The sequence below is a fragment of the Campylobacter pinnipediorum subsp. pinnipediorum genome (assembly GCF_002021925.1).
Classification (GTDB): Bacteria; Campylobacterota; Campylobacteria; order Campylobacterales; family Campylobacteraceae; genus Campylobacter_A; species Campylobacter_A pinnipediorum.
On sequence record NZ_CP012546.1, the window covers coordinates 282,546 to 297,645 of the forward strand.

At 32.1% G+C, this 15,100-nt stretch carries 11 protein-coding genes and 1 pseudogene; 1 reads left to right on the forward strand and 11 read right to left on the reverse strand.

What is annotated here, in order from left to right:
- Window positions 1-14: 14 nt before the first annotated feature.
- The 3 genes and pseudogenes from CPIN17260_RS01450 to CPIN17260_RS01460 form a co-directional block, all read right to left on the reverse strand.
- Window positions 15-272, reverse strand: a pseudogene (locus tag CPIN17260_RS01450) (DNA-binding response regulator); the annotation flags it as partial.
- 36 nt (window positions 273-308) lie between these two features.
- Window positions 309-938 (reverse strand): protein-disulfide oxidoreductase DsbI, encoded by a 630-nt coding sequence (dsbI, locus tag CPIN17260_RS01455; protein WP_078440450.1) that lies wholly within the window; start codon window positions 936-938, stop codon window positions 309-311.
- Between the two features lie 9 nt (window positions 939-947).
- Window positions 948-1,607 (reverse strand): thiol:disulfide interchange protein DsbA/DsbL, encoded by a 660-nt coding sequence (locus CPIN17260_RS01460; protein WP_069637188.1) that lies wholly within the window; start codon window positions 1,605-1,607, stop codon window positions 948-950.
- A gap of 202 nt (window positions 1,608-1,809) precedes the next feature.
- Between CPIN17260_RS01460 and CPIN17260_RS01465 the strand changes: the two genes are divergently transcribed.
- The gene (locus CPIN17260_RS01465; protein WP_193431669.1) at window positions 1,810-3,672 is read left to right on the forward strand and encodes an aryl-sulfate sulfotransferase; all 1,863 of its coding nucleotides are present in this window, start codon (window positions 1,810-1,812) and stop codon (window positions 3,670-3,672) included.
- A gap of 94 nt (window positions 3,673-3,766) precedes the next feature.
- Here the strand turns inward: CPIN17260_RS01465 and CPIN17260_RS01470 are convergent, their stop codons facing one another.
- From CPIN17260_RS01470 to CPIN17260_RS01505, 8 genes are all read right to left on the reverse strand, one after another.
- Window positions 3,767-6,034 carry a molybdopterin oxidoreductase family protein gene (locus CPIN17260_RS01470; RefSeq protein WP_078405835.1) on the reverse strand — a complete coding sequence of 756 codons (2,268 nt, stop codon included), beginning with the start codon at window positions 6,032-6,034 and terminating at the stop codon, window positions 3,767-3,769.
- 188 nt (window positions 6,035-6,222) lie between these two features.
- Window positions 6,223-7,896, reverse strand: a complete 1,674-nt coding sequence (locus tag CPIN17260_RS01475; protein WP_078440927.1) for a 4Fe-4S dicluster domain-containing protein — start codon at window positions 7,894-7,896, stop codon at window positions 6,223-6,225.
- Window positions 7,897-8,026: 130 nt separating this feature from the next.
- A complete protein-coding gene (rpsI, locus tag CPIN17260_RS01480) occupies window positions 8,027-8,416 on the reverse strand; it encodes a 30S ribosomal protein S9 (protein ID WP_069633315.1) in 390 nt (129 codons plus the stop codon).
- A 2-nt stretch (window positions 8,417-8,418) separates the two neighbouring features.
- Complete coding sequence (gene rplM, locus CPIN17260_RS01485; RefSeq protein WP_069633316.1) at window positions 8,419-8,844, reverse strand: 50S ribosomal protein L13; 426 nt, start codon at window positions 8,842-8,844, stop codon at window positions 8,419-8,421.
- Window positions 8,845-8,924: 80 nt separating this feature from the next.
- Window positions 8,925-11,687, reverse strand: a complete 2,763-nt coding sequence (locus tag CPIN17260_RS01490; protein WP_157887318.1) for a RecB-like helicase — start codon at window positions 11,685-11,687, stop codon at window positions 8,925-8,927.
- A complete protein-coding gene (locus CPIN17260_RS01495; protein WP_078440452.1) occupies window positions 11,684-14,023 on the reverse strand; it encodes a PD-(D/E)XK nuclease family protein in 2,340 nt (779 codons plus the stop codon). The genes CPIN17260_RS01490 and CPIN17260_RS01495 overlap by 4 nt, the downstream gene beginning before the upstream one ends.
- Window positions 14,004-14,489 carry a FixH family protein gene (locus CPIN17260_RS01500; RefSeq protein ID WP_069633318.1) on the reverse strand — a complete coding sequence of 162 codons (486 nt, stop codon included), beginning with the start codon at window positions 14,487-14,489 and terminating at the stop codon, window positions 14,004-14,006. Before CPIN17260_RS01500 ends, CPIN17260_RS01495 begins: the two co-directional genes overlap by 20 nt.
- Complete coding sequence (locus CPIN17260_RS01505; RefSeq protein WP_078405838.1) at window positions 14,482-15,075, reverse strand: hypothetical protein; 594 nt, start codon at window positions 15,073-15,075, stop codon at window positions 14,482-14,484. The genes CPIN17260_RS01500 and CPIN17260_RS01505 overlap by 8 nt, the downstream gene beginning before the upstream one ends.
- Between the last annotated feature and the right edge of the window lie 25 nt (window positions 15,076-15,100).

Sequence of the window (15,100 nt, forward strand, 5' to 3'; positions counted from 1 at the left end):
TTTTTTTGTTAAACCTAATCACAAGTTAATATATATCCTGTTTCTGATACATTTTTTAGCTTTATGCCAAGCTCTCTTTTTAATCTTAATATAGTGTTTTGAATAGCACCTTTACTTACATACTCATTACCATACACAAACTCTTCTATCATCTCATAGCTAACTAGCTTATTTAGATTATAAGCAAAGAGCCAAAAGAATTTATTTTGAAGATAAGATAGATAAATTTCTTCTCCATTTTTAAATATCTTTTCTTTTTCATAAGTTATGGCTATTATCATAAAAAGGTCTAAAAATAGACCTTTTTATTATTTTGGATTTTTAACCGTTGTTATGATTTTACTAGTAAATAACACTAATAATACAATAAAACAAACAACAAAGCCAAGTAAAGTACTATCTGCCATAGACATAAAGTGTTGTGAAGGTATCAAATACCAGCCATCTTGATATAGGTTTATGAAGTATTCTTGAATGCTATTTAAAGTAACTCCATCTGGTATTACAGAGTTTTCAAATCCACAATCCCCAGTAGGTAAAAACCAATCAGGGGCCCATATGTGAAGTGGTAAGTTAAATGGATATGTTGGATCTGTTGAACAACCTTGAACACCAAAAGGATCATCACTATGTGCTGCTGCATGTATTCTAGCAAGCTTTACACTATACATAATTCCTTGTATCGCACCCCAAAAAGCAAAAGCATACCCAGGTAGTGTAAAATAATTTTTCTTAGGGTCTATTGTTGCTAATATCCCACCAAGAGTCATACATAAAAATGCAAATCTTATATATACACATTGCTCGCAAGGAGGCATATAAAGATAGTGCTGAAAGAAAGAGTGGGCTAGGATTACTAGCCCCGCACTTACAATTATCAACAATATCCAAGGGTATCTAGTATATTGCCAAGATGATATTTTTTGTATTATATTCATTTTTAAAGCCTATTTTTTTAATAGTTCTTCTATAAGTTGTGCAAAACCATCTATTGATTTGATACTACTTGTATAGATTAGATATTTACCATTTACAACAAATGCTGGAACACCTTGAATTTTAGCTACATCATAGGCAGCATCCCATTTTTTAAGTAAGTCTTGAACTTCTGGAGTTTGTAACTCTTTGTTATATTCATCCATACTCATACCAACAGCATCAAGACCTGTTTTTAAGAAAGCTGCTTCATTCTTACCAGCATCCCATCTCTCTTTTTTGTCATGATAGGCTTTATAGTATGCAAATTTAGCTTTTTTAAATAGTGATTTTTCATCTAAAAGACTAGTGCCACTTTTCATATCTTTAACAGCTAAAATAGCCAATATTTTACTTCCAGCCTCACCATAATCACCCTTTGTTTTTAGATGAAATGGAACATATTTTAAACCAGCAACTTTTTCAACAACTTTTGGTGTTACACTTTTATCATATTTATAACAAAATGGGCAAGCATAACTAAATACTTTTGTTAGTGTATTGTTTTCTACAGGCAAAGGATTTTCTAATTTCATATAGTCTTTTCCTTCTGTAAAAGCATTTGCACTTAAAGCACCAAAGATAGCAACAGCTGACAAAAGTTTAGTTGTCTTAGTAAATAAAGATTTCATAATAAAACTCCTTGTGATAAAATTTGATAATGTAATTTTATACAAACCAACTTCCAAAAAAATAACGCTAGTATAAATTTAAGATTAAATATAAAAATTATTTTTTATAAAAGCTTTTATAAATTAAATTTAATATTCATGTGATTTTTATATGATTAAAATATTTTAAAATTACATTTAAAACCTATTAAAAGGAGAACAAATGAAAACAAGATCTATAATCTCATCAGCTTTAGTTGCCACAATGTTAGTCGGTGGTCTTAGTGTATCTGCTCTTGGTATGGGAGGCTTGAGTGGTCCTAGTATAAATTATCAAGTTCAAGGTAAGATAGGTGAAGTTAAGTTAAATCCTTATGGTCTTGCACCACTTACAGCGGTAATTAGAAACGGAGGATATGAATTATCTGATATTAAAGTAACAATACTTCCAAAGCCAGGCGGTCAAACAGTAAGTTATAAAGTAGATAATAAAACAGCTAGAACTCATGGCGGTATACCTGTTTTTGGTCTTTATGCTGCATATACAAACACAGTTGAAGTAAGTTATACAAAAACAGAGCTAAATGGAAAGTCAGAAAAAGTAACAGAAAAGTATCAAATCTCAACAGGACCTGTTGGAATGACTCCATCTGGTTTAAAATCTCATACAGGTATGCCTTTTGGTAAAGTAACAGTTAAAAAGGCAGATAAGGAATTTTCTGACAGACTTTATCTTGTAAATAATGTGCCGGGCAAAATGCCAGGAAGAAGCGCACAAGCTATATGGAATAACCCATCTGGTGGTGCTTTAGAGTGGAATAATGACTCAAATTCATTTGTTATAGATACTCAAGGCGAGGTTAGATGGTATTTTGATAAAGACAAACTTTTAAATCCAGGCGATATTTATAATACCGGTATTCAAATGGGTTTTAGACAAAATGCAGATGGCGCTTTAACTTGGGGTTATGGTCAAAGATATGTAAAATATGATCTAATGGGTAGAGAGATATTTAACCGCCAATTACCACTTGCTTATAATGACTTTTCACACTCTTTAGATGCTGCTCAAAATGGTGATTACTTCTTAAGAGTTGGCTCATCTAACTTAAAAAGGCTTGATGGTAAAAATGTAAGAACAGTTAGAGATGTTATCGTTGAGATAGATCAAAATGGATATGTCGTAGATGAATGGCCTTTATATAAAATTTTAGATCCATATAGAAAAGATGTTATTATGGCCTTAGATCAAGGTGCGGTTTGTCTGAATGTTGATGCTTCTCAAGCAGGACATACCATAAGTGCAGAAGAACTTGCTAAGCTTGATGAAAGTAATCAATTTGGTGATATAGCAGGAACCGGTATAGGTAGAAACTGGGCTCATGTAAATAGTGTTGATTATGATCCAAATGATGATTCTATTATTATCTCAAGTCGCCATCAAAGTGCTATGATTAAGATAGGCAGAGATAAAAAAGTAAAATGGATAGCTGGTGCTCATAAAGGTTGGGGAAAACAATTCCAAGATAAACTACTTCAACCAGTTGATGCAAAAGGTAAAAAAATAGTTTGTGATGATGAATATAGTAAATGCCCAGGATATCTAAATGATGAGGGTGGATTTGACTGGACTTGGACACAACATACTGCATTTTTGATTGACTCTAAGTCAAATAAAGATGTGGTTTATCTTACGGTATTTGATAATGGTGATGCAAGAGGTATGGAACAGCCAGCTATTGCTAGTATGAAATACTCTCGTGCTGTTGTTTATAAAATAGATCAAAAGAAAATGACTATACAACAAGTTTGGGAATATGGTAAAGATAGAGGAAGTGATTTTTATAGTTCCATTACAAGCTTAACAGAGTATCATAAAGATAAAGACTCTTTGGTTGTTTATTCAGCAACTGCTGGTATGCAGTTTGATATGGTTAAAGGTGTTCCAGTTGGTGCATCTGCTCCTGAACTTTTAGAATTTAAATGGGGTTCAACAACTCCTAGCCTTTGGATGAAGTTTGAAGGAACTGGTATAGGCTATCAAGCGATGCCTTTAAGTCTTGAAAAAGCTTTTGATCATAAATAAAGATTGTAATACGGCTATAGAGATATAGCCGTACAATAAATTTATAAAAAATAAAATAATACAACCATCTCCAAACAAGGAATGGTATAAATGTCTAAAAAGTCATAGGATGATGGTGAAAGTCATCAAATATGATTTTTGAAGTTTGGAATTTCTCTCTTTTCAACTCTCTAACTCTTAAAAACTCATCTTCATCTATCTTTTTGATTTGGATTGCAGCTTTAAATGTAGGAGTTTTTGATATATAATCCCATCCAGAACTTGTAAGTTCGTTACATGAACTTTCCCAGTAGTGAAATGTCATCTGTATGATTCCATCAGGAACACAGTCGGTTAAGTCAGCTTTGATTACTATATAGCCATATCTACTCCATGCTTTTATAAAATCGCCGTGAGATATTCCATACCTAGCAGCTAGTGCCGGATTCATTTCAGCTATAGGTCCTATGCTATCGCCACCTTCTTCTATCGCTTTTGAGCGTCTTGTCATTGTGCCAACTGTATATTGATATACTTTTCTTGTTGTTAGTAACTGTATGGGGTATTGTTCATCTGTTTTTTCATCAATAGACCCAGCCATTACAGGATAGTCTTCTGGCATGTTTAATTTTTTTGCAAAATCTTCTTTTGCTGTCTCTATATCACTTGCTTTATCAACAAACAAACAAGGTACTAAATTTCCCTTTCCGTCTGGTGTAAAGAATTTTTTATCAAGATATAGACTTTGTCCACCCATACTATTTTCATCAGGGCATGGCCAGTGTAATCCGTGATTTCTTTTTAGTCTATAATAACTCATGCCACCGTATCTTTTAGGGTCTATTTTTCTTACTTCTTCCCATATTTCTTCCGGATGTTTATAGTTAAATAGTTCCCCATATCCAAGTCTTCTGGCAAGTTCGCATACTATCCACCAGTCTTGTCTTGCATCGCCTGGAGGTGTTATGACCGCATCATTGTGCTGAACTCTACGCTCAGCATTTGCATAAAGCCCCTCTTTTTCGCTACTTGCAACACCTGGCAATACTATATCAGCTTTTAAAGCTGTTTCTGTTAAGAAAATATCTTGAACCACATACATCTCAACCTCAGAAACACCCTTCAAGAAGTGGTTTGTGTTTGGTTCGGATATAACAGGATTTTCACCTATAGTCCAAAAAAACTTAACCTTACCATCCAATATCGCATTCGGAACTTCTGTTTTATGAATTCCTACCTTATCACTTAAATGCCCTTTTGGTAGATGCCATTTTGTTTCAAACCATTCTCTTGCCTCAGGATCTGTTACTGCACCTAGATTAGGAAATACATTTGGTAAAACGCCCATATCGCAACAGCCTTGAACGTTTTCTTGACCCCTTATAGGCAAATCCCCGCTACCAACTTCACAAATATTACCTGTTATAAGCATTAAGTTTGATATATCACAAACGCCACCTACACCGTGATTAAAGTGTGTTACGCCCATTCCATGTGTTATTACAGCTGGTTTTGTAGTAGCATAAATTCTAGCCGCTGCTCTTATGTCTTCAGCTTTTAGTTTTGTGTATGTAGCAACTTTTTCTGGCGAATAATCTTTTACAGCCTCCTTGACATATTCAAACCCATGAGTGTGTTCTTTAATAAACTCATAATTAGCAAGATTTTCTTCTATGATTGTATAAATCAAAGCATTTATTACAGGTATATTATGCTCTGGTTCGAGTTGCAAATGTATATCTGCTCTATTTGCAAATTCTGTTTTTATAGGATCTATAACTATTAGTTTAGCACCTCTATTTAAAGCCCTTTGAACATGCATAGCTACGATAGGGTGACCATTTTCAGGGTTTGAACCTATCATTAATATACAGTTACTATGAGTTCCTATCTCTGTGAAGCTGTTTGTAGCTGCTCCGTTACCGATTGTTTTGGCAAGTCCTGCCACTGTCGGAGCGTGTCAAATACGAGCACAGTGATCTATATTGTTTGTTCCAAGCACCCTCATAAGTTTTTGTGCTACATAGTTATCTTCTAGTGTACATCTTGCTGAAAAATTTCCAACCAATGCATCTGGACCATGTTTTTCAACAACATCTTTCATTTTGTTTGCTATAAGGTCAAGTGCTTCATCCCAACTTGCTTCAACAAAGTCCCCATCTTTGCTTAAAACACCATCTTTTTTTCTAATAAGTGGCTTAGTTAGTCTATCAGGAGCGCCTACATAATCCCAGCCGTAGCATCCTTTTAGACAAAGACTTCCCTCGTTAACAGGATTGTCTTCAACACCAACAGCAGATTTGATATGATTTCCTTCAACAAAAAGTTCTACTTCACATCCTGTCCCACAATACGGACAGATGACTTTTCCTCCGCTTTTCATTTTTCCTCCTTTTTTGCAAATAGCTCAAATATTTCAAATCAGCATATTTACTTATTATGCAATTTTTGCATATAAATGTTTAAAAAAATATAAAAAATTTATTAATTTTTATTGTTTAAGGATAAAATATAAAAACGAGTAATAATTATATAAAATTCGTAATACTCAGGCTTAAGCTAAATGCCCCTTTAAAAGGCATTTAGCTCCTTGTTAGCTTCGATTTGTGCTTTTATCATAACTTTAGCTTTACAGTCAGAACAACAATACAAAGTTTTTATTTTTTCTGGAAAATTTGCAAATTTTGGAGTCATTATCGTAGCTATTTTTTCAACAGCTTTTTTTGTAGCAAATTCTTTGCCACACTCTATGCACTTAAATAACTCATCTTGTGCTAGCTGTGTATAGACAAAAGTAGATGGTTTCAACTCTATTTTACCCCTTGTTAGTTTTATTGTATCTTTTTCGGCACAGCTTAGTTCGCAGTATCCACAGGCCGTGCAAACACTTGGGTTAAATTGTATTGAGTTTGTGTTTTTGTCAGCTACCAAAGCACCTACGTTACAGGCGCCAACACAGCTAAGACAAAGTGTGCAGCTGTCTTGATTTATCTGTACTTTTCCGTATCTTATGTTTTCATCTGTATAAACTTCACCTAAATTTTCATCTCCTACAAAAAAGCTAAGTCTTTTTGCAAAAATCTCTCTTTTAGTCAAAGCATACTCACTCATACTAAAATAACTACCATCTATAAACCCAGCTTGTGATAAAGCATCTTTTAGCTCTTTTTCATTTTTTACTACGTAAACAGCTTGCTTGTTAAATTTGATTTTATAAACTTGATTTATTATTTCAGCTGAAGAGCTTAATGCTTTAGCTCTTGTTTTTGTGTAGATAATGATACTGCAGCCACTCTCTTGCAAAAGGGTCAAAAGATGTGTTTCGCTAAAAAACTTTTCACTCCAACCACCAAAAGGCAACACTCCGGCAGGTAGCTTTACATTTAGTTCATCTAAGCTTGAATCATTTGCAACAACAAGAGGAATTTTATCTTTGTATAATTTTGCAGTTTCCAAAAAGGCATTTCTTGGCATAAGCGAATAATCAAGCGCACCACTAGGGCAAATCGCTATACACTCAGCACAATTTACACAATCTATATGCGAAAAAACAAGATGTTTTGTCTCATCTTCTTTTAGTATAGCTACTGTAGGGCATATTTCTGCACATTTTCCACAAATTTCTTGTCTTCTTTCGTGGTATTGGCATATGCTAGAGTCATAATGTATATAGCTTTTATATGAATAATTTGGACTACAGGCATTTAAAAATGCTAAAATTTCATCATCTTTTTTTCCAGATATCTCTATGCAGCCACTTTGTTTTAGCATATAATCACGTGCATTTTCTACTAAGAAAAAATCGCAGTCTATCTCAAACTCATCATTATCCCTTAAAACTATAACGCTAAGTTCCCCAACAGCTCCAAATACAAACTTAACTTCAAAATGAGTTAGTTCTATAACCTTGTATTCATTTTTTCTTAATACATTTGCAAGTTCTGTTTTTTCACTATTGCTAACGATAACTACATTTTTTCCAACTTTTTTTTCATAGTCTATATCTTTTGCCAAATCAAAAGTATTTGCTCTAGCTTCATATAATAAAAGTGTATTTTTTGCTTTATTTAAAGTGTCATCTTGTGTATTTTTTAGATAAAAATTTATCTCATTTGCTACTATATCGGCTTTTAATTTTTCTGAGTTTGAGATTAAAAAATGTGAGTTTGTATCATCTGTTATCTCTATCTCTTCGTTTAAAACCACCGGTTCATCAAATGCGTTATAAAAACCAAATTCTTTCATCATAGACTACGCCTTTTAAAATTAGTTTTATCATACTACAACTAAAAGTGTTAATTTTGGATAAAAAATTATAAGTGGATTTTAATTTTAAAAAAGAATAAGAATTCCCCGCATAAGCAGGGAAAATATATTAACGTTTTGAGAACTGAGGGCTTCTTCTAGCTTTTCTTCTACCGAATTTCTTACGCTCAACAACACGAGAGTCACGAGTAAGTAATCCTTTAGGTTTTAAAGCAGCTCTGAAGTCAGCATCCATAGCCGCTAAAGCACGAGATATACCGTGTCTTAAAGCTTCAGCTTGTGCTGAGTAACCACCACCAAGTGTAGTAGCTTTGATATCTACCAAAGTTTCTTGTTTAGTTGCTAGTAAAGGTTGAACTACCTTTAATTTTATAGCTTCGTGGCCACCTAACCAAGTGTTAAGATCCATGCCATTAACTAAAATTTTTCCGCTACCAGATTTGATCCAAACCTTAGCAACTGCTGTTTTTCTTTTACCTGTTGCATAAACTGTTGCCATTATTATTTTCCTTCTTTAGCGATTTGTGCTGTGTGAGGGTGTTCACTTCCAGCATATACTTTTAGTTTTTTGATCATATCTTTACCTAGCTTAGTTTTTGGAAGCATTCCACGAACAGCAAGTTTGTAAAGTTTTACAGGATTATTAGCTAATAAATCACCAAATTTTTCACTCTTTACACTTCCGAAATATCCAGAGTGTCTGTGATATAATTTTTGCTCAGCTTTGTTTGCACCAGTAAACTCAGCTTTTGAAGCATTTATAATAATAACATAATCACCACAATCAACATTTGGTGTATAATTTGGTTTATGTTTTCCACGAAGTAATGTTGCTACTTCTGTAAGCATTCTACCAAAACGCTTACCGCTTGCATCTATTACAATCCAATCGCGTTTGACTTCGTTTGGCTTTGTTATTTTTGTCATTTTGTTACCTTTGCCAAAATTTAATTTTAGAGTGTGATTTTACTTAAATAAACTTATAAATAGCTTAATTTAAGTAAAATTTAAATAATAATTTTTTCTATCTCATCTTTTAAAACATAAAATATAATGCCACAAACTTTCATATCTGGATAGATTTCTTTAACTATCTTTGTATACTCTAAAACTTGCTTTTTGTTATTTTCTATATCTTTTTTAGAACTTTTATAATCAACTATCGTTATGGTATCGTTTTTAACACTCATCAAATCAAGCTGTTTTGTTTGTTCCTTGTAGTATATGCTTTGTTCTTTTTTTATGACAGAATCTTTTACTAACTCTTTAAAATCACTATCATTTACTAAATTTATACATCTTGTTACGATCTCATCAAGCTCATCTTTTGATAAAAATTTAGAAAATTTATCTCTTAAAGCATCTTCTTGATACCTTAAGCTTTTCTCATCAAAACCTTTTGTCATTTCTAGCAAGAAATGAAGTGCTGTGCCAAAATATATGCTATTTAGATTTAATTCATACTCTTTTTCTTTATTTGCTGTTGTGTCTTTTTCTACACTTACAAGCTCTATTTTTTTTCTCTTTTTACTTATCCTATCATTATTATTTTGTTCTATGCTTATTGAGCCTTTTTCGCAAATTTCCAAATCAAGATAGTCATACACCTTGCCACTTTTTAGCTCATATCTACTAAAATAACTAGGCCTTGATGCATCTGGATTGTTTGTTTTTAGTATGATAAGATTATTTTTAGCCCTTGTTAAAGCCACATACAGCTTATTTATCTCTTCTTCTTTATCCAAGCTTTCGCTTTGTTCTATGAGTTTGTCATACTTTTTGTCAAAAAACTCTCTATTTGTGACATTAAGCTTTATCTGCCACCCTGAGTTTATATCGTATTCGCATATAAACTTACCCTTGCCTTGTCTTCCTTTTGATAATTTATCACAAAGTATCACAGTGTCAAACTCAAGCCCTTTTGATTTGTGTGTTGTCATTACTCTTACACCAAAGCTATCGCTATTTATCGCTTTTTCATCTGAGTTTTCAAACTCAAACAAAAAGCTAACTATATCAGATGAGCCAGCACTTATCTCAAAAAGTCTTAGTATATCAAGGTCTTGCATTGATATGTTTGCCATTTTTGCAAGATAATAAAGACACTCATTTGATGTTTTATTAAGATCTAATGCAACCTTTTTAGGTTCAAATCCAAAATACGATATGAAATTCTGACGATATATTCTATCCCCAAAAATACAATACTTAGCATAGTTGATAAGTCCAAAGACAGATTTTGAGTTTTTAAGTAGCATCGCACCTTCATCGGTTGATGGTATGTTTTGAGCTTTTAGGCTATCGCATATCGTTTTTATATCATCATTTTTCCAACAAAGCACAGTTATATCTTTGCTTTGAACCCCTAAGTCCAAAAGCCTTTTTGTCTCATCAACACAGCTTTGCACTACATCATCGCACCCAGCGACTTTTATATATCCATCTTTATCGCTGTTTGGTATCTGCTCTGTAAAATTATCTTCTTCATCACTATTTTTTGTGTTGAATTTATCTTTCATCTTTTCATTTACAAACTCAACAAGAAGCTTAGCACTTCTATAGTTTTTCTTTAAGCTCTCAACTTCTATCTGCTTAAAATCATTTTTTAATTTATTAAAAAGCTCTTTTTTACCACCACGAAACCTATAAATACTTTGCTTTATATCCCCAACATAAAAAAAGCTTCCAAGTCCAGTTTGCCCGTATCCAGCAACTATCTCTTCTATTATAGGAAATATTATATTGTATTGCGTTACATTTGTATCTTGAAACTCATCTATCAAAAGATGAGATATAGTGCCATCTAGTCTAAAATAAAGCATTTGTTTATCTAGGTTGTTATAAAGTAGCTCGTTTGTAAGCCTTGTTATATCAGAAAAACTAAGCTCATTTAGCTTTTTGTTTAGCTCTGTTTTGATATCTTTATATATTTTCAAAAACTGATTTAATTCATTTAGTTTGTATCTTTCAAGGTCGTTTATATATTTGTATAGCTCATCTTTTAGCTCATCAAAATACGCATCAAGATCATCATCATAAACCTTTGAAAATGTTCGGTAGTTTAGACTCTCTTTTTGTATTACGCTTTTTTCGCAAAGTTCTAAGGCATTAGCTACATTAAAGGCATTTATCGCTGTGTTAGAGCCGTTTTTGTTTTGTATGTATGTTTTTATTTGGTTACAAAGACTCATTACCTTATCATCACTTGGATAGCTTACACTCCCATTTATCTCGATTTCACTAAAGTTTTCATATAACATTTCAATGGTCTGGAAAAAATCATTTTGACCCTTTGAAAACTCAAGTATGTAAAAAGCAAGTGATTTTAGTAGTTTTTCATCTTTTGCTATTTGATTTATGAAATTTTCTTTAAATACATCGCTACTTATATCTTTTATATCATAGTCTGGATTTAAACCCAAATTCAGGCTAAAACTTCTTAGTATAGTGCTAAAAAATGCATCAAATGTCATTATCTTTAAATTTGAGCTTAAAAAATCGCTCTTAAGCTCATCTCTTTTATTTATGACTTCATCTTCGCTTATTCCTAGAAGTTTTGAAATTTCTGCTAATTCTGCCTTTCTTTGATCTAAATTTAAAAAAAGAGACACTATCCTTTCGCTCATCTCACTAGCTGCTTTTTTTGTAAATGTAAGTGCTATGATGTTGCGAGTTTTTGCCCCTTTAAGCAAAAGTGCCACATATCTTACACTAAGTGCAAATGTCTTACCACTACCAGCACTTGCTTTTAGTCCAAAGAAATTTTTCATATCTTCCTTTCGCATATATCAAAAAAAGGACAGTAGCTACAATCCGTTGATGGAGTTGGTTCGTATTTTGGTTCGTTTGAAAAATACTCTTTTATCTCATCTAGGATTTTTACTATCTCATCTTTGCCCTCACATGCTTCAAGCCTCATATCATCTTTTAGATTATAAAAGTATGTTTCGCATTTTTTGCCTATTAGTAGTTCGTAAAACTCAAGTTGTAAAGGATCTTTGCTAGAACCCGTTTTATAATCAATCACACATATATCAGAGCCTTTTTTATCTATCCTGTCTATCGTGCCTTTTATATTTATGCCGTTTATTGTGTTTGTTTTTTCACACTCTAGCTCGTTTACCTTCCAGCCTTGTAAAAAATGCTCATTTTCACTTTTTTCAAACTCTTTAAATTTCATACTCGCTAACTCAAACTCAAGCGGATTTAGCTTCTCTTTTTCAAGCACCTTTAAAAAATCAGACAAATTAAAATCACTATAGTTTTTATAGTATTCAAAAAGTGCTTTGTGTATGCTATTTCCATAATCCGAGCTTACACCCTGATCAAAAGACCTAGGCTCACCAAGTTTTAATACATAGTGATAGTAGTATTTTCTAGGACACTTTCTAAATGTATTTAGCCTTGTAAAAGATAGTGGTTTTTCAAAAAAATCGTGTTTTATATCTGTATCACAGCCTTGAAATTTTGCCTTTTTGCCACTTCTAAACAAAGCTATATATTCATCTTCATCAAAGTCTGTATCTGGTATGCAAGCAAACTCATTTAAAAATCTTGAAGCAATTTTGCTTTCCGTAGTTACATACGATATAGCTACTTTTTTTGCATTACAAATAAGACTTTCATAATACGACCTTTGTAAATTTTCCCTATCTTTATAGCTTACAAGCCCAGCTTTTTTTCTTACATTTGAGCTTAAAAACATCTCATTTATGCTTCTTTTTGGCACCAAGTTATCGTTAAAATCAACTATAATAACTCCATCAAATTTAAGTCCTCTGCTTTCTAGTATCCCAAGCACACGAACATCACCACCACCAACTTCATCTATTTTTGCATTATTTAGCCTTATAAGCAAAAGCTCAATCACCTCAAAAAACCTAAGTTTATTTTGATTTATTAGCTGGTGCATTAAAAATAGCTCTTCATTTAAGATATCGTAAATATCCCTATCTCCAAAATATTCACATAGCTTTTCTAGTGTATTTTTTATATCATCAAAGCTTATTATCTGAGAGTAGTTTATACTTATAAAATCAAACAAACCCTTATCTAGATGTATTAAATTTAAAAATGTTTCACTCTTTTTTAGCTCTTTTTCGTTTAAAACATTATCGTTTAGGTTTATGCTTTTTTGCTCTTTTAGGGATTCAAATATGGTTTTTATAGTAGTATAAAAAAGTGTAGTTGAAAAAGGCTTACCCATCGCAAAGCTCAAAAATTTCTTATCATCATACATTTTTAAGATTTGTGCAAAGCCCTCATCAGGTAGTATCACAGCTATCTTATCAGCACTCATTCCATCTTTTATGAAGGTTGAAATTTTTTCAAACACAAAAGCCGCTTGCAAGCTTCTTGATTGAAATGATTTTGTTAATACTACTCTGTTTTGTTGATTTTTTCCTATGTCGCTTAGTTCTAATGTGTTTAGATTTAGCATTAGCTTATGATACATCAAAAACTCATCAATGCTTTTTTTGCTTATCGTGGCTATTTTTTCTATAAGTTTTTTGTTTAGTTTTGAAGTATCAAAGATGATATTTATCTTTGTTAGCTCTTTGCATTTTAGGATTATTTCCCATTCAAACTCACTTAAAATTCCATCTATTTGGATATTTATCTCGCTATATTGGCTTATAAAATCCTCATTTATCTCATATATATCGCATATGCTTATATCATCATAAAAGCCATTTTGCAACATAAGCTCTTTGTAATTTGTCAGTGTATTTGATAGTATTTGTATATGCTCTTCATAGTTGGCATATATGTCGCTCATTTTAAGGTCGTCTATATCTTTTCTTTGATGAGCTATCTCCTTAAAAAAAGAAAACAGATAGTCATTGTGCTTTAAAAATGCAAAAAAATCTTTCGGTATTGCTAGTTTTTCGTGTGCATTTTGTGTGTTTTTACAGGCTTGTTGCATTATAAGCAAAAGCTGTGCATCTGTTGGTTTTTGCAAGTTTCTTACAAAGATAGTCTTTTGTAAAAAATCCCCTATACTAATAGCCTTTTGGCTTAACGGGCTTTTAGAGTTTTTTATAAAATCCCTAACGCACCTTAACGTTGCAAATACAAATAATTTATCATCGGGCAAAAAGTTCAAATTTATAAAATCCTGTTGAGTTTTGATCTGCTAATTTTAACATAATTTGCCATCTTCCGATAAGATTTGGCGTAAAGCTTTGAGTTGTTAGGATGCCATCGCTATATGTTGCATTTAAGTCTACATTATGTTTATTTGTATCAGGTCTTGTCAGTAAGATTTCAAATTTTGGATTTTGTAAATTTGGTAGTTTTTTTGATATTTTTATATCTATTTTGTTTTCTTTGTTTAGTGTGATAGTTTTTGTTAAGGCTTTTACATCAAATTTTTTATCAAATTCTTTTTGATTTTTCATTATCTCATTTATGTCAGTATCAACCTTTTGGTATTTTTCAAAGTTAAAATTATCCATTTCTACGGGATAATCAAGCGATATAACTATCGTTGCTACACAAGCTATTATCACAGCTATAATGCTTAGTAAAATCCCATAAGGCCAAAATGTTTTTTTGCTTTTATCAGACATTTTTTGCTATCCTTTTTTTATAAAACATAAAGCAAAACACAAAGATTATTGACCCATATATAAAAAATCTCAATAAATTAAGTGTGTCTTTATTGCTGTTTCCTATCGCATTTGCAAGCTTTATATTTTTGCTTTTTGCTATTTGTTCAGACAAGTCGCCATATCCATTTAGTATAGCAGCATTGTATATATCTTTTCCATTTTTTGATGCCAATATAGGCAGTATAGTTCCTGATTCTGGAAAGGGACTTAGGATTTGATCTTTGTCAAATAATTTTAATGTTTTCTTATCTGCATATATTTCAACTTTTTTTTCATCTTTTGCTAGCGCTATAAATGCAAAAGGCTCTTTTATATTTAATGATAAAAACTTATCATCTAAGCTTTGTTTGTTTAGATTTTCAAATACACTAGCACCTACAAAAATACCTGTTTTTGAGTATAACTCATCTGCTATTGTTTGTAGTTTTTCTTCAACTTTTTGGCTCAAAATATTATCATCATTAAATACAAACTTATTGCCGAAACAACCACTTACAAGAAATAAAAGGGCGAATAAAACGCCCTTAAAATCAAACCACTTCATCCTATAAAAAGATGATTTGGAGTAA